At 55.8% G+C, this 20341-nt stretch carries 28 protein-coding genes; 17 read left to right on the plus strand and 11 right to left on the minus strand.

Translation table 11 applies throughout. From position 1 onward, the window contains the following. Position 1: 1 nt before the first annotated feature. From A3L08_RS00290 to A3L08_RS00305, 4 genes are all read right to left on the minus strand, one after another. On the minus strand, positions 2 to 982 hold the full coding sequence (locus tag A3L08_RS00290; protein ID WP_088853143.1) for an ABC transporter ATP-binding protein: 981 nt from the start codon (positions 980 to 982) through the stop codon (positions 2 to 4). Then, on the minus strand, positions 975 to 2153 hold the full coding sequence (locus A3L08_RS00295) for an ABC transporter permease (protein WP_088853144.1): 1179 nt from the start codon (positions 2151 to 2153) through the stop codon (positions 975 to 977). The genes A3L08_RS00290 and A3L08_RS00295 overlap by 8 nt, the downstream gene beginning before the upstream one ends. Positions 2154 to 2173: 20 nt before the next feature. Continuing rightward, positions 2174 to 3175 (minus strand): ABC transporter permease, encoded by a 1002-nt coding sequence (locus A3L08_RS00300; RefSeq protein ID WP_088853145.1) that lies wholly within the window; start codon positions 3173 to 3175, stop codon positions 2174 to 2176. A gap of 77 nt (positions 3176 to 3252) precedes the next feature. Beyond that, the gene (locus A3L08_RS00305) at positions 3253 to 5427 is read right to left on the minus strand and encodes an ABC transporter substrate-binding protein (protein ID WP_088853146.1); all 2175 of its coding nucleotides are present in this window, start codon (positions 5425 to 5427) and stop codon (positions 3253 to 3255) included. A 225-nt stretch (positions 5428 to 5652) separates the two neighbouring features. Between A3L08_RS00305 and A3L08_RS00310 the strand changes: the two genes are divergently transcribed. Beyond that, the gene (locus A3L08_RS00310) at positions 5653 to 5898 is read left to right on the plus strand and encodes an Lrp/AsnC family transcriptional regulator (protein WP_088853147.1); all 246 of its coding nucleotides are present in this window, start codon (positions 5653 to 5655) and stop codon (positions 5896 to 5898) included. Here the strand turns inward: A3L08_RS00310 and A3L08_RS00315 are convergent, their stop codons facing one another. Beyond that, the gene (locus tag A3L08_RS00315; RefSeq protein ID WP_088853148.1) at positions 5899 to 6243 is read right to left on the minus strand and encodes a signal recognition particle protein Srp19; all 345 of its coding nucleotides are present in this window, start codon (positions 6241 to 6243) and stop codon (positions 5899 to 5901) included. It abuts the gene before it with no gap. Positions 6244 to 6300: 57 nt separating this feature from the next. On the opposite strand from A3L08_RS00315, the gene A3L08_RS00320 reads away from it, so the two are divergent. Together A3L08_RS00320 and A3L08_RS00325 are read left to right on the plus strand one after the other, a co-directional pair. Further along, the gene (locus A3L08_RS00320) at positions 6301 to 6939 is read left to right on the plus strand and encodes a DUF257 family protein (protein ID WP_088853149.1); all 639 of its coding nucleotides are present in this window, start codon (positions 6301 to 6303) and stop codon (positions 6937 to 6939) included. Continuing rightward, the gene (locus A3L08_RS00325; protein WP_088853150.1) at positions 6920 to 7681 is read left to right on the plus strand and encodes a tRNA (adenine-N1)-methyltransferase; all 762 of its coding nucleotides are present in this window, start codon (positions 6920 to 6922) and stop codon (positions 7679 to 7681) included. Before A3L08_RS00320 ends, A3L08_RS00325 begins: the two co-directional genes overlap by 20 nt. On the opposite strand, the gene A3L08_RS00330 is transcribed toward A3L08_RS00325, so the two are convergent. Beyond that, the gene (locus A3L08_RS00330; RefSeq protein WP_088853151.1) at positions 7665 to 7889 is read right to left on the minus strand and encodes a hypothetical protein; all 225 of its coding nucleotides are present in this window, start codon (positions 7887 to 7889) and stop codon (positions 7665 to 7667) included. The two genes, A3L08_RS00325 and A3L08_RS00330, sit on opposite strands and share 17 nt — an antisense overlap. 166 nt (positions 7890 to 8055) lie before the next feature. Here A3L08_RS00330 and A3L08_RS00335 point away from each other — a divergent pair, with 166 nt between their 5' ends. Further along, positions 8056 to 8931, plus strand: a complete 876-nt coding sequence (locus A3L08_RS00335; RefSeq protein WP_088853152.1) for a sulfide/dihydroorotate dehydrogenase-like FAD/NAD-binding protein — start codon at positions 8056 to 8058, stop codon at positions 8929 to 8931. Continuing rightward, positions 8931 to 10376, plus strand: a complete 1446-nt coding sequence (gltA, locus tag A3L08_RS00340) for an NADPH-dependent glutamate synthase (RefSeq protein WP_088853153.1) — start codon at positions 8931 to 8933, stop codon at positions 10374 to 10376. Before A3L08_RS00335 ends, gltA begins: the two co-directional genes overlap by 1 nt. A gap of 81 nt (positions 10377 to 10457) precedes the next feature. Here gltA and A3L08_RS00345 read toward each other — a convergent pair whose 3' ends face one another. After that, complete coding sequence (locus A3L08_RS00345) at positions 10458 to 10787, minus strand: helix-turn-helix domain-containing protein (RefSeq protein ID WP_088853154.1); 330 nt, start codon at positions 10785 to 10787, stop codon at positions 10458 to 10460. 80 nt (positions 10788 to 10867) lie between these two features. Here A3L08_RS00345 and A3L08_RS00350 point away from each other — a divergent pair, with 80 nt between their 5' ends. Together A3L08_RS00350 and A3L08_RS00355 are read left to right on the plus strand one after the other, a co-directional pair. Next, positions 10868 to 11686, plus strand: a complete 819-nt coding sequence (locus A3L08_RS00350) for a UbiA prenyltransferase family protein (protein ID WP_335755211.1) — start codon at positions 10868 to 10870, stop codon at positions 11684 to 11686. Further along, positions 11683 to 12840 carry a glycosyltransferase family 4 protein gene (locus A3L08_RS00355; RefSeq protein ID WP_088853156.1) on the plus strand — a complete coding sequence of 386 codons (1158 nt, stop codon included), beginning with the start codon at positions 11683 to 11685 and terminating at the stop codon, positions 12838 to 12840. The genes A3L08_RS00350 and A3L08_RS00355 overlap by 4 nt, the downstream gene beginning before the upstream one ends. Positions 12841 to 13025: 185 nt before the next feature. On the opposite strand, the gene A3L08_RS00360 is transcribed toward A3L08_RS00355, so the two are convergent. Both A3L08_RS00360 and gcvH read right to left on the minus strand, forming a co-directional pair. Next, the gene (locus A3L08_RS00360; RefSeq protein ID WP_088853157.1) at positions 13026 to 13364 is read right to left on the minus strand and encodes a DUF7132 family protein; all 339 of its coding nucleotides are present in this window, start codon (positions 13362 to 13364) and stop codon (positions 13026 to 13028) included. A 45-nt stretch (positions 13365 to 13409) separates the two neighbouring features. Beyond that, entirely contained in the window at positions 13410 to 13814 is a 405-nt protein-coding gene (gene gcvH / locus A3L08_RS00365) for a glycine cleavage system protein GcvH (RefSeq protein ID WP_088853158.1), read from the minus strand. Positions 13815 to 14007: 193 nt separating this feature from the next. On the opposite strand from gcvH, the gene A3L08_RS00370 reads away from it, so the two are divergent. The 8 genes from A3L08_RS00370 to A3L08_RS00405 are packed head-to-tail and all read left to right on the plus strand — an operon-like array spanning position 14008 to position 17795. Further along, positions 14008 to 14613: a Na+/H+ antiporter subunit E gene (locus A3L08_RS00370; RefSeq protein WP_088853159.1), complete on the plus strand. Its 606-nt coding sequence runs from the start codon at positions 14008 to 14010 to the stop codon at positions 14611 to 14613. Beyond that, on the plus strand, positions 14589 to 14864 hold the full coding sequence (locus tag A3L08_RS00375; protein ID WP_088853160.1) for a monovalent cation/H+ antiporter complex subunit F: 276 nt from the start codon (positions 14589 to 14591) through the stop codon (positions 14862 to 14864). Before A3L08_RS00370 ends, A3L08_RS00375 begins: the two co-directional genes overlap by 25 nt. Further along, positions 14854 to 15171, plus strand: a complete 318-nt coding sequence (gene mnhG, locus A3L08_RS00380; protein ID WP_394335131.1) for a monovalent cation/H(+) antiporter subunit G — start codon at positions 14854 to 14856, stop codon at positions 15169 to 15171. Before A3L08_RS00375 ends, mnhG begins: the two co-directional genes overlap by 11 nt. Then, positions 15152 to 15382 carry a hydrogenase subunit MbhD domain-containing protein gene (locus tag A3L08_RS00385; protein ID WP_088853161.1) on the plus strand — a complete coding sequence of 77 codons (231 nt, stop codon included), beginning with the start codon at positions 15152 to 15154 and terminating at the stop codon, positions 15380 to 15382. Before mnhG ends, A3L08_RS00385 begins: the two co-directional genes overlap by 20 nt. Then, positions 15379 to 15621 carry a hypothetical protein gene (locus tag A3L08_RS00390; RefSeq protein WP_088853162.1) on the plus strand — a complete coding sequence of 81 codons (243 nt, stop codon included), beginning with the start codon at positions 15379 to 15381 and terminating at the stop codon, positions 15619 to 15621. The genes A3L08_RS00385 and A3L08_RS00390 overlap by 4 nt, the downstream gene beginning before the upstream one ends. After that, entirely contained in the window at positions 15618 to 16019 is a 402-nt protein-coding gene (locus A3L08_RS00395; protein ID WP_088853163.1) for a Na(+)/H(+) antiporter subunit B, read from the plus strand. The genes A3L08_RS00390 and A3L08_RS00395 overlap by 4 nt, the downstream gene beginning before the upstream one ends. Beyond that, a complete protein-coding gene (locus A3L08_RS00400) occupies positions 16012 to 16311 on the plus strand; it encodes a cation:proton antiporter subunit C (protein WP_088853164.1) in 300 nt (99 codons plus the stop codon). Before A3L08_RS00395 ends, A3L08_RS00400 begins: the two co-directional genes overlap by 8 nt. Further along, positions 16299 to 17795 (plus strand): proton-conducting transporter transmembrane domain-containing protein, encoded by a 1497-nt coding sequence (locus A3L08_RS00405; RefSeq protein WP_088853165.1) that lies wholly within the window; start codon positions 16299 to 16301, stop codon positions 17793 to 17795. Before A3L08_RS00400 ends, A3L08_RS00405 begins: the two co-directional genes overlap by 13 nt. On the opposite strand, the gene A3L08_RS00410 is transcribed toward A3L08_RS00405, so the two are convergent. Next, positions 17784 to 18191 carry an ACT domain-containing protein gene (locus A3L08_RS00410; RefSeq protein ID WP_088853166.1) on the minus strand — a complete coding sequence of 136 codons (408 nt, stop codon included), beginning with the start codon at positions 18189 to 18191 and terminating at the stop codon, positions 17784 to 17786. The genes A3L08_RS00405 and A3L08_RS00410 overlap by 12 nt on opposite strands. A gap of 76 nt (positions 18192 to 18267) precedes the next feature. On the opposite strand from A3L08_RS00410, the gene A3L08_RS00415 reads away from it, so the two are divergent. Both A3L08_RS00415 and A3L08_RS00420 read left to right on the plus strand, forming a co-directional pair. Further along, positions 18268 to 19416, plus strand: a complete 1149-nt coding sequence (locus A3L08_RS00415; protein WP_088854844.1) for a cation:proton antiporter — start codon at positions 18268 to 18270, stop codon at positions 19414 to 19416. Positions 19417 to 19581: 165 nt separating this feature from the next. Next, the gene (locus A3L08_RS00420; protein ID WP_088853167.1) at positions 19582 to 20055 is read left to right on the plus strand and encodes a pyruvoyl-dependent arginine decarboxylase; all 474 of its coding nucleotides are present in this window, start codon (positions 19582 to 19584) and stop codon (positions 20053 to 20055) included. 22 nt (positions 20056 to 20077) lie between these two features. Here the strand turns inward: A3L08_RS00420 and A3L08_RS00425 are convergent, their stop codons facing one another. Continuing rightward, positions 20078 to 20245, minus strand: coding sequence for a hypothetical protein (locus A3L08_RS00425; protein WP_157721564.1), 168 nt, complete (start codon positions 20243 to 20245; stop codon positions 20078 to 20080). Positions 20246 to 20341 lie beyond the last annotated feature (96 nt).

Genomic DNA, 20341 nt, shown 5'->3' on the forward strand with positions numbered 1-20341 from the left:
CTCAGTACAGGTGGCAGGCCACGAAGTGGCCGGGTTCTATCTCCTTCAGCTCGGGAACCTTCTCCTTGCAGGCGCCCATAACCCTCGGGCACCTCGGGTGGAAGCGGCAGCCGCTGGGGGGCTCGATGAGGTTCGGAACGGTTCCAGGAATTGTCTCGAGCCTGTCTATTTTTCCGAGCGGATTTGGAACCGCCCTGAGGAGTCCCTGGGTGTACGGGTGGAGCGGGTTCTCGAATATCTGCTCGACGGAGCCGATCTCAACGATTTTACCCGCGTACATGACGGCAACGCGGTCGGCCATCTCAGCGACGACACCCATGTTGTGTGTGATGAGGATCACAGTGGTGTTGTATTCCCTCTTGAGCTTGTTTATGAGATCGAGTATCTGAGCCTGAACGGTGACGTCGAGGGCCGTTGTTGGCTCGTCGGCTATGAGTATCTTCGGGTTGTTTGAAACGCCTATTCCAATGACAACACGCTGCTTCATTCCCCCGCTCATCTCATGCGGGTAGTTCTTCACCCTGTTCTCCGGATCCGGGATGAGGACGCGCCTGAGTATATCTACAGCCTTCCTAAAGCCCTCTTTCCAGTCCTTAACGGTCTCATGAACGACCATGGCCTCGGCTATCTGGTAGCCAACGGTGTAGAGCGGGTCGAGGGACGCGTGCGGGTCCTGGAAGATGTAGGCGATTTCTTTGCCGCGAATCTTCCTTATCTCCTCAGGGTCAAGCTTGAGCAGGTCGACGGTGGAGCCGTCATCACGGTGGTAGATTACGCTTCCCTCAACGATCCTTCCCGGGCTCTCTATGAGCTGAGTGAGCGCCCTGGAGGTAACGCTCTTACCGCAGCCGGTCTCTCCGACGAGGGCAAAGGTTTCACCGCGGTAGACATCGAATGAGACCCTCTCAATGGCCTTGACTATACCGGCGTAGGTGTAAAAGTGGACGGTAAGGTCCCTAACCTCAAGGATCGGCTCAGGCATTGCTCTCACCCTCCTTCTTGGCCTTCTTGACCTTGAACTCTATGCTCCTCCTCGTCTTCGGGTCGAGGATGTCTCTCATGGTGTCTCCGAGGAGGTTCCAGCCGAGGGCCACAAGCATAATCATGAAGCCCGAGAACGTGACCAGCCACCACTTCTCCGGGAAGTACTGGGAGCCGTCGTAGACTATCCTACCCCAGTCCGCTATCGGCGGCGTTGCACCGAGGCCGAGGAAGCTCAGGCCGGCCTCCATGAGGATAACACCGCCGAAGTCAAGGGTTATGTAAACCAGTATCGGCCCTATGATGTTGGGCAGGATGTGTCTGAACATTATCGTCCTTGAGCTGAGGCCTATTGCCCTTGCCGCCTCGACGTACAGGCTCTCCCTCTCAGTCAGCGTCGAACCCCTGGTGATCCTCGCGTAGGCCGGCCACCAGACGATGATCATTGCCAGTATGACAGCGAGCAGTTTTCCGAGGTTCCCCGCGTCCTGCTGTTCAAGGGCAAAGAGCCACAGCACGAACCTCTGTATCGACTCGTGAGCCGAGATGAAGTTCTGAAGCCTCTGCGGAAGGACGGCGGAGAAAGCTATGGCCAGGATAAGCGCTGGAAAAGCCAGGAAGACGTCGGTTATGCGCATGACAAGCTCGTCAACCTTTCCGCCATAGTAGCCCGCTACGAGACCAAGGATGATTCCAAGGGGCACTCCAAGGGCGATGACTATTATCGAGATCACGAAAGAGACCCTGGCGCCGTAGAGGATGAGGCTGAGGAGGTCCCTTCCGTAGTGGTCCGCACCGAGGGGGTAGTGGATGGTAGTTATGTACTGGATGACGTTGTCGCCCTGGATCTCAGTAACGTTCAGGGTGTAGGTCGATCCAGGTGGGGCGAGGTATGTGTCAAAGTTGTAGTTGGTCGGGAAGAACCTGTAGCTCCACGTGGCGAGACTCGGGCCGAAGAGGCCGAGGAATACGAACATCAGGACGAGGAGGAGGCCTATAAGGCCGGGCGGAGAGCGGTTCAGTGCGTAGAGCATGAGCTTCCATTCTTCCATCTTTGAGCGGTTCTTCTTTTTCCAGTCCTTCCTGAATAGGCTGAAGAATGATCCGAGTGCCTCAACCAGCGCATCAGAAAGCCTGTCAAGCACGTTGGTCTTATACTCTTCCCTTCCCATTTTATCACCTCACTCACGTCTCAGTACCTCACCCTCGGGTCTATTAGAGCGTAGAGTATGTCCACGACGAGGTTGGTTATGAGGAATATCAGGGCGAAGACCATGGTTATCGCCACCACCGCCGGGAAGTCGAGGTTCCTGATGGACTCTATGACGTAGGAACCCATTCCAGGGAGGCCGAAGACGGTCTCCGTGATCGGGGTTCCACCGAGGAGGCCACCGAACTGGAGTCCGAGGACTGTGACTATTGGAACCATGGCGTTCTTGAGAGCGTGACGGTAGATGGCCCTCTTGGGGACGCCCTTCGCCTTAAGGAACGCGACGTAGTCGCTGCTTATGGCCTCGAGGAAGCTGTTCCTGACGAACCTCGCCAGGACGCCGGCTCCCATGAAGCCGAGCGTGAAGCCCGGAAGCCAGAGCCTGTGGAGGTGCTGGCCGAGGGTCTGGAAATCGCCCGTGATCAGGGCGTCTATTATCGGGATGTGGGTTATCTGGTGCTCCGGCGGGGCCGGGAAGCCCGCGAGGGTTATCCAGTGGACCTTAACGAAGAACACGAAGATGAGGAGGTAGCCCAACCAGAACACCGGCATGGAAACGCCGGTGAGGGCGAAGAACCTGATGACGGTATCCACCCAGGTGTTCCTCTTAAGGGCCGAGATTATACCCAGGGGTATCCCTATGATCAGTATGAAAAAGAACGCCATCAACGCCAGCTCAAACGTTACTGGAAACCTCTCGCTTATGTCGTCGAACACGTAGTTGGATGTCCTCGGGTCTATTATGTCATTCTTTGCCAGACCGCTTACTAGGAACCAGTATTGGTCGTACCAAGGCTCATCGAGGTGGTACTCCTTTCTGATCTGCTCCATGTACGCCTGGCTGGCCTTCTCACCACCGGCCCACGCTCTGGCAACGTCCGCGGGAATGACGTACGCTATCAAAAAGACTATGAGAGTGACTCCGATGAGGGTCGGTATGAAAGTGAGGAGCCTCCTTATCAGGAATTTCTTCAGGTTCGCCAATTCTATCCCCCCTGCGTCTTTTGGTCTTTTCTCCATGGACGGTCTCAAAAATCGGAGAGAAAAAAGAAAACTCAAAATCAGCTGACGGTTATCTCAAGGCTCTTGAATTCCGTGGCGCCGTAGAGGAACGGGCCAACCCAGTTGTCGGAGTCGAGGTAATCCGGGACCCAACCGACGATATAAACGTCGTACTCGCCGTGCTCGGTCTTGTCAAGGTAGGTCGGCCAGTTGTAGCTGTTGACGGTGACCTGGAAGCCGAGCTGGCTCCAGACGTTCTGGAGGAGGGTCATGATTTTCTCACGTGCCGCGTTGCCCTCGTTGTAGATGAGCTCTATCTTGTACTGGGTCGGGTCGACGCCGGCCTGGTTGAGAAGCTGCTTAGCCTTGGCAAGGTTGTAGTTGTACTTGATGATGCCCTCCTCGGTGTAGCCAGGCCACGGCTTCGGTATCGGTCCGTAGTTCATCTCGAGGAGTCCCTGGTAGACGATCTGCTTTATCTGATCGTATGGGACGGCGTAGGCAAGGGCCTCCCTGACTAGTGGATCGTTGAAGGGCTCCTTCTGGGTGTTGAAGACGAGGAAGGTCAATATCGGCTGGAGGATGTCGGTCTGGACAACTGAGTTGAACCCATCGAGGGTGAGACCCTTTACGGTGTCCATCTTCTCAGGCGGTATGACGACGACGTCTGCCGTTCCGGTCTTGAAGATGTTAATCCTCGCCATGGCGTCGCTGTTGATGATGTAGACGACCCTCTTGTGGCCCGGAGTTGCCGTAGCGTTCCAGTAGTACGGGTTGTACTCGAGGACGATATAGGCGTCCTTCTGGTAGTCTGCCACATAGAACGGACCTGTTCCAACAGGGTTGTTGTGCATGAGCTGGTGGGTCGGATCACTCTTGCCCTCGCTCAGGTAGTTCCACCAAGCGCTCGGGTTGTGGCCGTTGTCGCTGGCTGCGAGGGCCTCCTCATACTTGTCGCCGAGGAGGTACTCCATCGGGACGACGCTGAGGAACGGGTCGGCTAGTATTCCGAGAACAGGAGCGTAGGGCTGCGGCAGGACAAGCTTGAAGACTCCGGCGGTGTCCCCGCTGTAACCGAAGAACTGCTTGAGCTCGTCAAGGCTCTTGACCTCGGTGCTCTTGCCGCCGAACTCGGCGACGAGCGGGTGCTCCTTGAGGTACTGGTCAAACTCGTCCTCGGTGAGCGCGGCGGAGTTGTTGACATCCATGAAGCCGTCGACCATCCAGCTGACACTGTGACCGAGTCTCTCAACACGGAGGAAGGTGAAGGCAACGTCGGTGGCGTCGATCGGGTAGGTCTTGTCGTTCCACGGGTCGTAGGCCTTAACGCCGCCGCGGATTAGGAAGTACCACTCGGTGCCATCCTTGTTGTGGGCCCAGGCAACGGCGAGGTCCGGGCTGACGGTCTCGGTGTCCTCCTTCCAGTAGGTGACGAGGGTGTCACCGATCTCGTGCCAGATCTCCCATCCGAAGGTCTCGTAGGTCATGGCGGGGTCAAAGCTCTCCGGCCAGCCAATCGTGGCTATGGTGTAAGTCTCGGGGTCGTTGGTGTAGTCCTTGATACCGATCTTGACGGTCGGGGCGCTGGAGTCCTCGCTCAGGAGGTCGTAGCGCTCAGCAAGGGTCGGGTGGTAGTAGCGTCCCTTGACCCAGTCCCAGTAGACACGAAGCTGCCTGTTCTGGCCGAGGATAACCTCGGGCACGAGCTTGTTTCCGAGCATATAGAGGGCCTTAAAGAGCTCCGTCCTTATGGTCGGGTCAGTTTCACGCCTGGCGGCTATGATGAGGGCATCGACATGCTCATCGCGGAAGAAGGCCGGGTTAATGGCACCGAATCCCTGACCCTGTTCCATGAGGGTCTGGACGTCTGGGGTGTTGGCCTCGTCAACCTCGTACTCAATCTTTATGACCTTCCTGTCGGTGGGTACCTCAACGGTGGGGCTGGCCCCCTTAGGGCCAACGACTACGACGCTCTTATCGGTGACGATAACGTAGACGTTGTCCATCTCGAGTATTCCAGGTTTCACTTCCGCCGGGGTCTGGGTGGTCGTTTGGGTGGACGTGGCAGTTCCACCCGAGGATGTCGTGGTCTGGCCACCTGTCTGGCTCTCAGTGGTAGTCTGGCTCTGGGAAATTGTGGTGGTTTCGCCTCCGCCACTGATACAGCCGCTGGCAACAACCGAGAAAACTACCAAAAACACGACCAATAGGGCTATTGTAGGCTTTGCCTTCATTAATACTCACCCCTGTACATTAAGGGCATGTTTCATAAGGGCAGCGAAAGTAATAAACCTTTCGATGCCCCCCTGCGTCTAGTATGGACATTTTAACCGCACTATGGGTTACTTAAAGTCAGTAAATACCGGTATACTACTCCAAAGAACTTGAAAAAACTACGAAAAGCTTAAATGAGTTGAGAGGAAAGATAAAGATGTAAAGCCTTTCCGCGGTGGTGAAAAATGGTCAGGTCGTATGTTTTGTTGACCGTTGAGATTGGAAAAGTCGAGAGCGTTATAGAGGCTCTAAAGCAGATACCGGGTGTTACCAAGGCTGACGCCGTTACCGGCCCCTACGATGCAATAGTCCACATCGAGGCCAACGACCTCGGCGAACTCACCAGAAGAATACTCCACGACATACACAACATCGACGGCGTCATCGACACTACCACGGCTATAGTCGTGGAAATGGAAGAAGAGGAGTGATCACCTCTTTTTCTTCCCGGATTTGTGCTTCTTGCCTTTGGATTTAACCTGAGTTTTTCTGATTTCCCTGATCTTCTGGCCGAGCATCTTCAGCGATTTGCCCTTGGGGTGCTTGCTCTCTATCCGAAGCATACCCTTTAGCCTGTACTCCTCGTCGAGACCAGCCAGCCTCGGATTCATCTTCTCCGCGTCCACCTCGATGACCTTCATCCCGAGGGCCACGGCCGCGTCCGCTATCTCCTGAACTCCGGGAGAATCCACGGCGAATTCCTTGCCCACGGCCCTGCCGTAGCGTCTGCTGAGCCTGGCGTCGAGCTCGTTGGGCCACACCACGAACTTTCTCATCTTCTCACCTGACAAGGTTTAAAAGAACTGCCGTTAAAAACCCTTTTGGTGAGACGTATGGACACATCCACCCTCAAGAAGTACCTTCTCGGTAAGGCCAACAGGGGAGATTCCGTTCTCATAGAATACGAGTCCACCTACCCGGTTGAAGGGTTCTCCTGGGGCTTCCTGATACCCGCGCTGCTCGAGAGAAACGGCGTTGTAGTGGCCGACTTCTTCGGCGTGGGTGATCTGCTGTTCAGGAACTACATACGCAGGGTTTCCGGAAGGGAGTACTCACGCACCATCGAGCTTATGAGGAATATTAAGGTCGTTAAGATAGGTCCTGGCTCGGCCAGCTACGGTGGAGTCTTCGAAGAGATAACACCCACCTACGAGCCATCTACATTCCTGAAGAACTACCACACTATCATAAGCAAGATGAGCAGGCTGCCCTCCAAACCGGAGTATGTCGTCACCTTCGGCCTAGGACACTACATCCACTTTGGAGATGACGACGCCATCAGATCGTTGATAACTGCTGTCAGCACAATACCAACGGAGGACTGGGTGGGGGTTCACTTTATAAACGAGGGCGTCATGAGAAGGGAGCATCTAGCCATGCTTGAGGGGATATCCTCAATGGTCTTCCACGTCTCAGAGAGAGGTCTGAAAGTGAAGAAGGAAGGTGAGAGTATTGATCAGGGAGGGAGATAAGGTCCTGCTAATAGACAGGAGGGGCAAGCGCTACCTCGTAACGGTCTCCGACAGGGAGTTCCACACAGACCTGGGCATACTCAAGCTCGGGGAGCTTATAGGGAAGCCCTACGGATCCTCTATAACCAGCCACAAAGGGGAAGAGTTCAGGGTCATTAAGCCTGATATCAACGACATCATAGCCAAGATGAGGCGCGGGCCGCAGATCATCCACCCAAAGGACGCCGGCATAATAATCGCCTACGCGGGGATTTCGCCAGGAGACACGGTTATAGAGGCCGGCGTTGGCAGCGGCGCGCTCACAATTTTCCTGGCGAACATAGTGGGGCCGAGCGGAAGGGTAATCAGTTACGAAATCAGGGAAGACCACGCCGAGATAGCCCGGAAGAACGTCGAACTAGCCGGCTTCTCTGATAGAGTCACAATAAAGCTCAAGGACATCTACGAGGGCATAGACGAGGAGCGCGCGGACCACATCGTGCTCGACTTACCCCAGCCCGAGAACGTTCTACCTCACGCGGTCGAGGTTCTCCGCCCGGGAGGATACTTTGTGGCCTACACGCCCTGCGCCAACCAGGTCCACCGCTTCTTCCAGGCGTTTCAGGAGTACAGGGAGTACTTCTACAGGCCGAGGGTCGTCGAGGTTCTCGTCAGGGAGCAGGAGATCAAGAAGGAGTGCATGAGACCGAAGACGACGATGCTGGCCCACACGGGATACATAACCTTCATCCGGAAGCTGTGAACTCTTCCTCTGCTTCTTCCCCCTCTGCCCCCTCATCTTCTCCGTAAGTGAAGTACGCCAGAGTCCCGAAGACCAGCACCCCTGCAACCGCCTGGAGGACGGGGTCGCCCGGAATTCTCATCAGGATGGTGATATTGCCGTAGAGGATCGGCCAGAAGAGCGCGATCGCGGTCAGGACAACCGAGGCAATGTAGATTTGCTTCCTCATTGTGTTTCCCCCGTTAACTCTCCTCACGAATGTTTTTTAATCCTTTCTCTCACCGTCCGAGGATACTTCTAAATCTCCAACCTTTGGTTAACAACAGATTTATAAGCACCCAATGTTGCGAACCTTTAGATGTCCAGCTTTGGGCTCATGTACGGAGGTGTTCATCATGCCTTACAAGATACTTGACAAGAAGGAGCTCGCCATGAACGAGGTCTGGTACAAGATACACGCCCCTCACGTGGCGAAGAAGGTCCAGCCGGGCCAGTTCGTCATAGTCAGGGCTTTCCCCAATGGTGAGAGGATCCCCCTGACTCCGGTCACATGGGACAGGGATGAGGGATGGATAACCCTCATAACCTTCGTTAGGGGAAAGACTACCATGAGGATGGCCAACGAGCTTAAGCCTGGCGATGAGCTCCTCAACGTCGCGGGTCCGCTCGGAAACCCTGCTCCCATGAAAAAGTTTGGCAAAATCCTCGCGATAGGCATGATAACGGGAATCGTTGAGGTATTTCCCATAGCCAAGGCCTGGCAGGAGGCCGGAAACGAGGTTACAACGCTCCATGTTTCTCCCAACCCGATGGTCATCCTCAAGGAGGAGTTTGAGAACGCGGTTTCAAGGCATATCGTTGAGGGCTTCGACCTCCAGCCTGGCTGGGGAATGAACGAGATAGCCCAGGAGCTCGTCAAGAGGGCCGTTGCCAAGGTCAAGGAGCTCCTTGAGAACGAGCACTTTGACATGATACTAACCGTTGGCCCGGCCGGCGGTCAGAAGGCGGTCTTCAACGTCGTCAAGGAGTTCGGGATCCCGATGCACGCCGACCTCCACCCGATCATGGTTGATGCCACCGGAATGTGCGGAGCGTGCCGTGTCACCGTAGGCGGTGAGGTCAAATTCGCCTGCATTGATGGGCCTGGCTTCGACGCCTACAAGGTTGACTGGGACGAGCTGATCCACAGGAGCGGCTTCTACGCCCCGATGGAGAGGCTTGCCCTTGAGACGTATCTAAAGCAGCTCCAGGCCCAGGGAGGTGAGCAGTGATGGCGGTTAGAAGAAAGCTCATCAAGGAGCGCGTCCCAACCCCGGAGAGGCCGGCAGAGGAGAGGGTTAAGGACTTTGCCGAGGTCAACCTCGGCTACACTTTTGAGCTGGCCGTTAAGGAAGCTGAAAGATGCCTCCAGTGCCCCTATGACTACGCCCCCTGTATCAAGGGCTGTCCGGTCCACATCAACATCCCCGGCTTCATAAGCAAGCTCGTGGAGTACCGCGATGACCCTGACAAGGCCGTCAAGGAGGCCCTCAACGTCATCTGGGCCTGCAACTCGCTTCCGGCCACCACCGGCCGCGTCTGCCCGCAGGAGGACCAGTGTGAGATGAACTGTGTCATGGGTAAAGTGGGAGACAAGATAAACATCGGCAAGCTCGAGCGCTTTGTTGCCGACTACGCCCGCGAGAAGGGCATAGACGAGGAGCTTCTCTTTGAGATAATTCCGAAGATCGAGAAGAAGGGCCAGAGTGTCGCTATCATTGGCGCCGGTCCGGCCGGACTTACAGCGGCCGGCGAGCTGGCCAAGCTCGGCTATGACGTGACAATCTACGAGGCTCTTCATGAGGCCGGTGGCGTCCTGATGTACGGCATTCCTGAGTTCAGGCTTCCCAAGAGCATCGTTGAGAGTGAGATTGAAAAGCTAAAGAAGCTCGGCGTTAAAATACTCACCGATCACGTCGTCGGGAGGACGGTAACCATTGAGGAACTCCTCGAAGAGTACGATGCCGTCTTCATCGGCTCCGGCGCTGGAACCCCAAGGCTCGTCAACGCCCCCGGAGTAAACCTCAACGGCATCTACACGGCCAACGAGTTCCTCACCAGGGTTAACCTCATGAAGGCCTACAAGTTCCCGGAGTACGACACTCCGGTTTACGTTGGCAAGAAGGTCATCGTTATCGGTGCCGGAAACACCGCGATGGACGCCGCGAGGAGCGCGAGGCGCTTTGGTGCCGACGTCACCATCACCTACCGCCGCGGCCCGGAGGACGTCAGCGCGAGGATTGAGGAGGTCCACCACGCCAAGGAAGAGGGCATCAAGTTCGAGTACTTCATCAACCCGGTTGAGTTCATCGGCGACGAGAACGGCAAGGTGAAGGCGGTTAAGTTCGAAAAGATGAAGGCCCTGGAAGAGAAGGACAGCAGAGGCAAGAGGAAGATAGTCGGAACGGGCGAATACGTCACCCTCGAAGCAGATACCGTCATCATAGCCATTGGAAAGCACCCGAACAGGCTCATCGTCAACACCCCAGGCCTCAAGGTTGAGCGCGGAAAGATAGTCGTCGATGAAAATCTCATGACGAGCATTCCGGGCGTCTTCGCGGGCGGAGACGCAATAAGGGGCGAGGCAACCGTAATCCTCGCGATGGGTGACGGAAGAAAAGCCGCTAAGGCCATCCACGAGTACCTCACGAAGAAGAGGGAAGGACAGAACGCCTGATTTTACCTCTTTTCCCTTTAACTTCTGCCCCAGTAGTTAACTACTGGGGTGGTAGTTAAGGTTTTGCCAGAGATCCAAAGCTCATCCTTTCAGATTCGTTTGGACTTCGTTCTCCAGCGCCTTTAGCGTGGACTCAATGCGGCTTAAAAGCTCATTAAGGGCCTTTTGAGGAGCCTTGGCGTGGTAAACGTAACCCAGCCACCCCCTGTTCACGAGTGTTCTCTCAATCAGGCCCAGCTCGAGGAGGTGCTTCAGCTTCTCCCTGACGATTCTCTCCGACAGGCCGAGGGCCTTCGCAATCTGCCTCGGCGTCAGTGACTCCCGCTGAAGGAGGGAGTAAATCCTGATTTCCGTTTCTCCAAGTTCGAAGAATTTCAAGCTCCTCGCGAGGGTCCGGAGGACGTCTTCCATACCTCTCCCTCTGAAATTTTTCTTTCATACCTATTCACTGATTAGTGAAAAGGTTTATAACATTTTCCTCAAGAGGGAAGATGGTGAAAACGATGGCATCGGTTTCAGCTGTGATTAAAAACCTCAGGCCTTTCGAGGGAAGGGCCTACGTTGCTCTAATAGGACTGGCCCTGCTGATGAATCTCCAAGAGGCTGGGCCGGAGGAATTGATAACAGCGCTTATAGCGGGTGTTCTCTTCGTGTGGTACGCGTTCTCGATAAACAACTGCTTTGATGTCGATACGGACTCGCTGAACCCCCTTAAGGCACGAAAGAATCCGGTGGCGTCCGGAGAGCTGACGTTGAGGGAGGGGCTGGGGCTGTCGGCTCTCCTCGCAATGGCTGGAACGGGTCTCGCCTTCACCCTCAACCGCGAGGCCTTTGCAGTTTACGCTGTCATGACGACCCTGGCGACCATCTACTCCGCCCCGCCGAGGCTGAAGGCGAGGCCTGTGGTCGATGTCCTCTCCCACGGGCTTTTCTTCGGCGGACTGCCATTCCTGTACGGTGCACTGGTCGATGGGAGCCTTTCGCAGACTGAAATATGGCTTGCAGCTGCCATAACCTTCTACTCGTTCGCACTTGAGCTGAGAAACCACCTTGAGGACTACGAGAGCGACCTAAAAGCCGGACTCAGGACAACGCCCGTGGTAATCGGTAAGGGAAAGAGCGAGGCTCTCGTGGACATCTTCTCGCTCATCGCCATTGGAATCGTCCTCTACACCCTCACCCCGCCCATGGCCGTTGTCTCATCCCTGGTGGTGGCCAGGAGGGGCCTGGGTATTAAGCCCAAAACTGCACACCGTGCCTTTGATGCGGCAATGGTCGTAGCGCTCCTTCTGGCGGGGGGAAGTTCATGAGGATAGCCCTCGTCAGCGATTGGTACTATCCAAAGGTGGGTGGAGTGGCCAGCCACATGCACCACCTCGCGGCTCACCTTCGGAAGAGGGGTCATGAGGTTGCCGTAGTGACAAACGACCTCAAGACCGGAAAGGAGGAAGAGCTTGAGGAACTGGGAATTGAACTCATTAAGATTCCCGGAACGGTAAGTCCGATAATCAGCATAAACATCACCTACGGCCTGAAGTCCAACCTTGAGCTTGGGGAGTTCCTCAGGGACTTTGAGGTAGTTCATGCCCACCACGCCTTCACGCCTCTGTCGCTGAAAGCTGTGAAGGCCGGAAGGAACCTAGGGAAGGCTACTTTATTGACGACCCACAGCATTTCCTTCTCCCACGAATCGTCCCTCTGGAGGGCACTGGGCTTAACCTTTCCCCTGTTCAGCCATTACCTGAGCTTTCCCCACGGGATAATAGCGGTCAGCAATGCCGCCAAGGCCTTCATAGAGCACTTTACCAGCGTTCCTGTCAGAGTAATCCCAAACGGCGTTGACGACGAGGTCTTCAGGCCCCTCAGTCAAAAGGAAAAGAAGCGCGTGAAGGAAGAGCTCGGGATTGAAGGGCGCGTTGTTTTGTACGTCAGTAGGATGTCGTTCAGGAAAGGGCCTCACGTCCTCCTCAACGCCTTCCAGAACCTTTCCAGGGAGTTTGAAGATGCGACCCTCGTCATGGTTGGCTCAGGCGAGATGCTGCCCTTCCTGAAGGCGCAGGCGAAGTTCTTAGGAATTGAAGACAGGGTTGTCTTTACAGGATACGTGCCCGGGAATACCCTTCCCAAGCTGTTCGGGATGGCAGACGTCTTTGTACTTCCTTCCACAACGGCAGAGGCCTTCGGCATAGTCATCCTCGAAGCCATGGCCTCGGGGATTCCAGTTGTGGCCTCCAACGTTGGTGGGATTCCAGAGGTCGTCAAGGAGAGCGGAAGCGGTCTTTTGGTTCCGCCCAGTGACGAAGTGGCCCTTAAAGAGGCGGTTCAGACCATCTTAGACGATGAAAAACTGGCAGGGGATCTCGGGAGAGCCGGGAGAAAGGCCGTCGAAAGGAAATACTCTTGGAAAGTTGTTGCCTCGGAGATAGAGAGTGCTTATAATGAAGTCCTCTCAACTTTGGAGTAGCACACCCGAAAAGTCACGGCGATGACGAGCCTCACGATATCTGAAACTGCGCTTCGCACAGTACCGTGATGAGGGGCATACTGGCCGAGCCGCTACTCTTTTAACCCTTTTTTGGAAAGGATAGAACGAGCGATGAAGAGCTCTAGGGTATCTGACATCGGGATGATGAAAGAAAAGAGCCGAGCTCACTCCTTCAGCTCCTCGATGTTCTCCATGACGTTCTCGAACTTCTTGTACTCCTCGCTCTTGGCGAGCTGGGTGATGAAGTCGTCTATCTCCCTCTTTTCGAGGAACGCTCCAGCTAAAAGCTTGCCTGTGTAGTGGTTGTTCTTTATCTCCCAGAACATGTAGAACTCAGGGAAGTTCTCCTTTATCTTCCTGTAGGCAACCCCATACTTGGAATCCTTCAGAGGGTTCTGCTCGAGGTAGAAGTGCCCCGGCTCGAGCTCTATCATGTGGAGGATCGCTCCCCGCTTGGTCTTCACGAGCTTAACCTTAACGTCCCACTCCTTCAGAACCTCCATGGAAACCACCAAGAAGAATAAGGAAAAGGACTACTTAACTTTTCCTCAGAGGCTTTCGAGGTACTCCGCGTAAGCCTCGGCGTCCATGAGCTCCTTGAGCTCCTCGTCGAGGTTGCTCGGCTTGAGCTTGGCTATCCAGTTCTCGTAGGGGTCCTCGTTGAGCAGCTCCGGGCTGTCCTCAAGGGCCTCGTTGACTTCGGCGACCTCTCCGCTGACAGGGGCGTAGACCTCGCTGACGGCCTTAACGCTCTCAAGTTCGCAGAGGACGTCGCCCTTGCTGACCTCTTTGCCCACTTCCGGAAGCTCGACGTAGGCCAAATCGCCAAGCTCCTTCTGGGCGTAGTCGCTTATACCAACAAGAACAGTCCCGTCCTCAAGAACCTGGGCCCATTCGTGGTCCTTCGTGTAGTAAAGCCCTTCCTTAACCTTGTATTCGCCGACTTCAATCATGAACATCACCGATTTTCGTAGGAAGCGCAGAGATTTAAACCTTTCCATGAGCGAAGGGGTCACGTTCGCCTTTCTCCATTGAGGCCCCCAAAGTTTCGACATTTTTGTTCAAACCCAGAAAGGATTTCGTAAATCCTGTGGATTTATTGTCAATTGCAAAAGCGTTATAACTCCCCTCACCCTAAAATACAGTATGAGCCGTGTCCCCTTCTACCTCAAGGAGAGGCTTGAGCGCCTCAGAGAGAGGGTAACCCATGGGCAGTTCGAGGCTTCAAAACTTCCCGCGTGGGAGCGAATTATCCTCACATGGGCAGTGCTCATCGCCTTCTGGGTCGTTATCTCTGGTAGTCTGAGCTTGGATAACCTCCTCGTGGGTGCGGCGGTTACGGGGATCATAGCGGCATTCATGCGCGACCTCCTGACGGAGGATATAAGGAAGAGTGGCCACATAGCTGAAAAGCTCCTCTACTTCACCTTCATCTACCTCCCCCAGTACGTCGTTATAATGGCCTTCCGCCTGCTCGAGAGCAACCTCAAGGTTGCCAAGAACGTAATCTTCATGGACATCAACCCCGGCATAGTCAAGATAAAGACTGACCTCCATTCCGATACTGGCATCACGATACTGGCGAACTCCATCACACTTACCCCGGGGACACTCACCCTGGACGTCAACAAGAAGCTGGGGGAGACCTACCTCTACGTCCACTGGATAGACGTGGAAACCCTCAACAGGGAGAAGGCCGGAGAAAAGATAAAGGGGGACATCGAGGAATGGCTCAAGAAAGTCTTCTGGTGAGCGCGTTCTACCTCCTTGTCTTCACCGCGGTGCTGATAACCTACCGCGTTCTTAGGGGACCGACCCTCCCGGACAGGGTGGTGGGCCTCAACACGGTAACGACGAAGGTCGTCGTGATAATAGCCCTCGTCTCCGTCATGAGGGAAGAGTACTACCTGATAGACCTTGCCATAGTGCTCCTCATGGTGAACTCCGTCGGGGGGCTCATTCTGGCAAAGTACATGGAGAGGAGGGGTCGGAGTGGGACCTGAGGTTTTGGTCCTGCTCTTTGGCGAAGCTGTCATGGTCTTCGGGGCCCTGGGAATAATCCGCTTCCCCGATGTGTACACGAGGCTCCACGCTGCCACGAAGTGCGACACCGGCGGCGCCATGAGCATAATCCTCTACCTTGTGCTCACGATGGACGCCCCCGCATTGGTGAGGGCCAAGTTCCTCGTGCTGGCCTTCCTGATAGCGATGATGAACCCCATGGTGAGCCACGCCATCGCGAGGGCGGCCTACAGGTACGGGGTGATACCGAAAGTGGTGGTGGACATGTATGCTTGGGACAATCCTTGACGTTATATTCGTCGCGATGGCCCTCCTTGCACTGGCGGTGGTCGAGGAGAAAAACCTAGTCAGCTCCGTCGTCAAGTACTCCCTGCTGAGCCTGCTCTTCGTCCTCGCACTCTTCGAGCTGAACGCCCCCGACGTCGCCCTCTCGGCAATAGTTGTGGGCGCGGTTGTCATAGGAGTCTTCATATTCACGATAGAGGAGGTGGCGGAGTGAAGAAGGTGGCACTACTCCTGACCGCTGCCCTCGGCTTCCTGCTCCTCTCACTAACCTACTCCCCACCTTACGAGGGGAGCTACACCTACTACGTCTCCCATTGGGAGGAGATAGGCGTCCCCAACCTCGTCTCGGCCATACTCGCCGGCTGGAGGGCGTACGACAGCCTCGGTGAGGCAAGCCTTCTCTTCACGGCAGTCACCGGCTTTTACATCCTCCTGGGAGGGAAGAAGAAGTGAAGATGAGCACGGTCGTGAGGACGACTACGAAGATGGTCAGCCCGTTCCTTGTCACTTACGCGGCATATCTGATGCTCTACGGCCACATGAGCCCCGGCGGCGGCTTCCAGGGGGGAGTCATCCTTGCGGTAGCGGTTATACTGCTCATCACCTCCCACGGATACGCGAAGGTCAGGAGGAAGTTCCATTTCAACTGGGCGAGCCTTATAGAGAGCTCCGCAGGAGTGCTGCTGGTGCTCCTCGGGCTGACCGGGGTGGCTTTCGGAGCTTTCTACGCAAACTTTCTTCCGACCGAGGGTGGGATAATCCTCCCGTTCAACGTCATAGTTGGCCTCGAAGTCGGCGCCGCTTTCACCTTCGTCTTTTACATCCTGCTGAGGTGGGTTGAGAGTGATTAGTCCAGAGCAGGCAGGAATAATCATAATGCTGGTCGGAATCTACGGCCTGATGACCAAGAGGGAGCCGGTAAAGTTAGTCCTTTCAATAAACATTGTCTCCCTCGGCCTGGTGCTCTTCTTCGTCGGGCTGGCCTACTCCCCTGGGAAGGACGTCCCGATAATGCCGACGGATCCGGTAGACCCCCTTCCGGCGACACTCATGCTCACCACGCTCGTAGTCGACGTTGCCATAACATCGCTGGCCCTCGCCATAATAATCCGAATGAGGGGTGATGGTGAGTGCTCCCCCTGATGGTGGCCTCCCCTCTCCTTACGGCGTTCCTCATCGTGCTCCTCGATGTCCTCCACGCGGGTAAACGGGCTGTGCAGGCACTCTTCATTGCGGGAGCAATCCTCCCAATCCCTGTGGCATGGTTATCTGGAGGCGGGAGTGAAATCGTCGGCGGCTGGCCGAGGGAAGCGGGGATAGAGGTGGCGTTAACTGAAGTTAATACCCCGTTTATAGTCGGCGAGCTCGTACTCTTCACCTTCGTCTCCATCTACTCCCTCCAGTACTTCAGCTTCCGCGACAAGAAGACGCCCAAAGTCCTTGCGTTGCTCCTCCTCGTCCACACAGGGCTCCTCGGGGCGTTCATAGCCCGGGACTTTTTCAACTTCTACATCTACATGGAGATAGCCTCCGTCTCGGCCTTCGCGCTTGTGGCGCTCTCCAAAGAATCCAGCGCCAAGAGGGCGGCCTTCAAGTACCTAATGCTCTCCCTGCTGGCTTCGTACATGTTCATCTTCTCACTGGGGTTAATCTACATGGAAACCGGCTACCTGAACGCTGAGCTTGCCTCAAGGACGGCAGTCCCGTCGAGGGAGCTGGGCGCGGCCATCGCCATAGCTACTGCCTCCCTCCTTCTGAAGGCGGGTATCTTTCCCCTGCACAGCTGGCTCCCGGATGCGCACTCCCGCGCACCAACCCCCGTGAGTGCCCTGCTGAGCGGAGCGGTGGTCAAGGCCCCCGCCTACGGAATGGTACTCCTGTTCTCGTCCCTCCCGGTAGGGGAGACTCTACGAACGGTTCTAATGGGTACCGCGGTTGCCTCTGTGTTCTTCGGCATAGGCATGGCCCTCCTCCAGAGGGACGCCAAGAGGCTCTTAGCTTACCACACCGTCTCCCAGATGGGCTACGTGCTCCTTGGAATAGCGAGCCTCAACTTCGTCGGCGCTGCCTACTATGCGATGGCCCACTCCATCTTCAAGGGCGGCCTCTTCCTCGCGGTGGGTTCAATCTCGACCAAGAGCAGGGAGCTGGGGGAGTTCGGATACAAAAACGAGTCAGTGATAGCGGTTTCCGTTCTCATGCTCAGCCTCGCCATAGGCGGCGTCTCTCCCTTCGTCGGCGCCTACGCGAAGGGGCTCGTTTCGTCAGGTTTAAGCGACGGATGGAAGCTCGCAGTCCTCCTCGGAACCATCGGGACGCTCATCTCCTTCACGAAGCTGAACTACTACCTCATGAGAGGGCAGAGCCCCTCACTACTGCCCGCTTGGAAGCTGTCCTCCTTCGGCCTGGCCCTCGCGGCTTTCCTGGCAGGCCTCCTCCTTGGAACCGGGATTAACCTGAAGGACGCCCTGAACATAGCTATAGCCGTTATCAGCTTTGCAATTCTTAAGAGGACGGGTCTCCTCGAGAAGAGGGTCAGGTTAAGCTCCGGCGACGTGGGAAAAGAAATAAACGTCCTTGTGGCGGTCTTCGTGGCCGCAGTCGTGCTTCTCCTGTCACTCCAGTGAGCGGAACGTGACCTCCCTCACCTCAGGGAGCGCCTTGAGCTCCTCGATTAGGCCCTCTACGGTTCCTTCCATACCGCTCACGTCTATAACCGCTACTATGCCTGCCATGCCGATGGAGGAGAGCTCCTCGGACTCGCTGAAAAGTATGTTTGCCCCGTGCTTCCCCATGAGCCCGCTTATCCTCGCAAGAACCCCGGGTCTGTCCTCAACGACAAGCTCAACCTCAACGAGCCGCTTCCCGGGCAGGGCCACTCTCTCGGCGTGAAGCTCCTTGAGGTCCGTGTCGATCTCGACCAGGAAGTAAGCCCCCTCCACGAGGCCCAGGTCGTAGGCGTAGTCGCGGGGTATCTCGATCTTCCCGTTCTCCTTTATCCTGACTATCTCGTAGTGCCTCATGGAGAAACCTCTCTCCCAAAGGATAAAAGCCTTGCCCGGCACAACGGTTATTAAGCTGTGCACCGTAGGGGCCAACATGGAAATAATCGGGTACGTCTTCGTGATTATAGCCTTCGCGAGGCTCCTGGCAGAGGTTTTCGAGAGGCTGGGCTACCCTGGTTTCCTGGGCGAGATAACCGCGGGGATGATCCTGAGTGCGGTTCTCGTCGGGATGCCAAGGGATCAGCTGGAGCTCATGGCCGAGCTGGGCCTGTTCTTCCTCATGATATCCGCGGGCCTTGAGGTCACACCGGAGGAGCTCCACTACGCCGGGAAGACGACACTGCCGCTGTACGGGATAACTTACGCCGTCATGTTCGCCACCACGCTTCCCTTTACAGGATGGAGCGCTGGTTCGGACAACGTCATTTCGGCGGCGATACTCTCTATAGCATCCGCCCCGATAGTTCTCCGCCTCAAACGCTTCTTTGGCGAGGATTTTCTCCACGTCGCCCTCTCCTACGCGGTCATAAGCGAGGTCATGGGGCTCTTCATCGTCTACATGGTGGTCAGGTTCCACGAGAGCCCCGGGAACTACGCGCCTATCCTGTGGGACATATTCAAAGACGCCGCCTTCATCGGCGGGATACTCTACGTCAACTACCTTATAGGAATAAGGCACAAGGTGATGCTCATCCGCTTCCTCCGCAGGCTAAGGAGCGACGAGGCTGTCTTTGGACTGTTCATGATACTCTCCACGTCCCTCGCTTTCATAAGTGAGGAGATAGGGATGCACTTCACGATAGGCGGCTTCCTCGCCGGTCTTCTCATGCACAGCGACCTCCTTGGAACCAAGCAATACGACAGGCTAACCACTATCATCAGCGGTGTCACCTACGGCATCTTCGCCCCTATATTCTTCGCCTGGCGTGGTCTGAACTTTGAGACGGAGCTTTCCTTCGTCGTCGTTGAGTTCTTCGTGGTTATCTACACGGTGAGGCTCCTGCTCTCAGCGCTCGCCGTACGGAGGGACAGCCTATCCAAGAGCCTCGTCCGCGGCGCAGGAATAGCGAGCTTCGGCGTGCTCGGCCTTCTGATGGGAGAGATCGGCTTCGTCTCAGGGGTTCTGAGCGAGCACATGTACGCCATGTCCTCCCTCGCGAGCGTCCTCGGCATATTCGCCTCGGCCACGGTTGGGAGGCTCGTGAACTACTGGAGTCCAAAAAAGGCCAGCGGGGCTCCTTAGGGAACATCTTTGGTTTTTATGCAGGGTTTTCCCATATAGGGCTTTTTAGCCGGCCCGTTCAGATGTAGCGAAACGTTTTTAAGCCGCCCGCAGAGTAGCGAGTAAGCGAACCGTTGCTTCACCATATAATCGCCTAATAAGTGAGAAAAGAAGGAGGGAACTAATATGAGCTGGACAACTCCGAAGAGAGCATTTATGGGAGCCGCCACCGCTGAGGGCGGCACCAAGCTTAACGCCTTTGACAACGCGCTCCTCAAGCTCGGAATAGGCAACGTCAACCTCGTCAAGCTCAGCAGTGTAATCCCGGCCCACATCGAGTGGATGAACGAGGTTCACGACGTTCCGATAGGAATGCTCCTTCCAACGGTTTACGCCCACATCGAGAGCGACGAGCCCGGTATGACCATCAGCGCGGCCCTTGGAGTCGGCATAAGCGAGAACAACGAGGGCGGTCTTATCTATGAGTACTCCGGCTACTGCACGAAAGAAGAGGCCGAGGAGATGGTCAGGAAGATGGTCGAGGAGGGCTTCGCCCAGCGCGGCTGGAAGCTGGCCGAGTTCAGGGTCGCGAGCGCGAGCATAACCGTGAAAGACAAGCCTGCGGCAGCCCTCGCCGTCGTGGTCATGTTCCCGTACTGACTCCTCACACCCTTTTCCATTTCTACGAGCACGTAGTCTCCGGGGATATCTTCTGGAAAAGCAGGTTGTACCGTGTCTTTCCCTTGATCACCCACACCTCAACGTACTCGAGGTCTCCAGCCTGACGGACCACCATCCAGAGAATCCCAAAGCCTTTCCTCTGGGGGAAGTTCTTGAGGATTTTCCTCACACGAGTTCCCGGCCCAATGGAACCACTTTTCTCCTCCCTACCGCCCAGGAGGCACCATATTTCTTCGGTTCCCAGAAACCTCAAGCTTTAAAACCC

It is taken from the genome of Thermococcus pacificus (genome assembly GCF_002214485.1).
In the GTDB taxonomy this organism is placed as follows: Archaea; Methanobacteriota_B; Thermococci; order Thermococcales; family Thermococcaceae; genus Thermococcus; species Thermococcus pacificus.

Coding starts and splice junctions, on each gene's coding strand:
- A3L08_RS00290 (WP_088853143.1), bottom strand. CDS start 982: ATGCCTGAGCCGATCCTTGAGGTTAGGGACCTTACCGTCCACTTTTAC.
- A3L08_RS00295 (WP_088853144.1), bottom strand. CDS start 2,153: ATGGGAAGGGAAGAGTATAAGACCAACGTGCTTGACAGGCTTTCTGAT.
- A3L08_RS00305 (WP_088853146.1), bottom strand. CDS start 5,427: ATGAAGGCAAAGCCTACAATAGCCCTATTGGTCGTGTTTTTGGTAGTT.
- A3L08_RS00310 (WP_088853147.1), top strand. CDS start 5,653: ATGGTCAGGTCGTATGTTTTGTTGACCGTTGAGATTGGAAAAGTCGAG.
- A3L08_RS00315 (WP_088853148.1), bottom strand. CDS start 6,243: ATGAGAAAGTTCGTGGTGTGGCCCAACGAGCTCGACGCCAGGCTCAGC.
- A3L08_RS00320 (WP_088853149.1), top strand. CDS start 6,301: ATGGACACATCCACCCTCAAGAAGTACCTTCTCGGTAAGGCCAACAGG.
- A3L08_RS00330 (WP_088853151.1), bottom strand. CDS start 7,889: ATGAGGAAGCAAATCTACATTGCCTCGGTTGTCCTGACCGCGATCGCG.
- A3L08_RS00335 (WP_088853152.1), top strand. CDS start 8,056: ATGCCTTACAAGATACTTGACAAGAAGGAGCTCGCCATGAACGAGGTC.
- gltA (WP_088853153.1), top strand. CDS start 8,931: ATGGCGGTTAGAAGAAAGCTCATCAAGGAGCGCGTCCCAACCCCGGAG.
- A3L08_RS00345 (WP_088853154.1), bottom strand. CDS start 10,787: ATGGAAGACGTCCTCCGGACCCTCGCGAGGAGCTTGAAATTCTTCGAA.
- A3L08_RS00350 (WP_335755211.1), top strand. CDS start 10,868: ATGGTGAAAACGATGGCATCGGTTTCAGCTGTGATTAAAAACCTCAGG.
- A3L08_RS00355 (WP_088853156.1), top strand. CDS start 11,683: ATGAGGATAGCCCTCGTCAGCGATTGGTACTATCCAAAGGTGGGTGGA.
- A3L08_RS00360 (WP_088853157.1), bottom strand. CDS start 13,364: ATGGAGGTTCTGAAGGAGTGGGACGTTAAGGTTAAGCTCGTGAAGACC.
- gcvH (WP_088853158.1), bottom strand. CDS start 13,814: ATGATTGAAGTCGGCGAATACAAGGTTAAGGAAGGGCTTTACTACACG.
- A3L08_RS00370 (WP_088853159.1), top strand. CDS start 14,008: ATGAGCCGTGTCCCCTTCTACCTCAAGGAGAGGCTTGAGCGCCTCAGA.
- A3L08_RS00375 (WP_088853160.1), top strand. CDS start 14,589: ATGGCTCAAGAAAGTCTTCTGGTGAGCGCGTTCTACCTCCTTGTCTTC.
- A3L08_RS00385 (WP_088853161.1), top strand. CDS start 15,152: ATGCTTGGGACAATCCTTGACGTTATATTCGTCGCGATGGCCCTCCTT.
- A3L08_RS00410 (WP_088853166.1), bottom strand. CDS start 18,191: ATGAGGCACTACGAGATAGTCAGGATAAAGGAGAACGGGAAGATCGAG.
- A3L08_RS00415 (WP_088854844.1), top strand. CDS start 18,268: ATGGAAATAATCGGGTACGTCTTCGTGATTATAGCCTTCGCGAGGCTC.
- A3L08_RS00420 (WP_088853167.1), top strand. CDS start 19,582: ATGAGCTGGACAACTCCGAAGAGAGCATTTATGGGAGCCGCCACCGCT.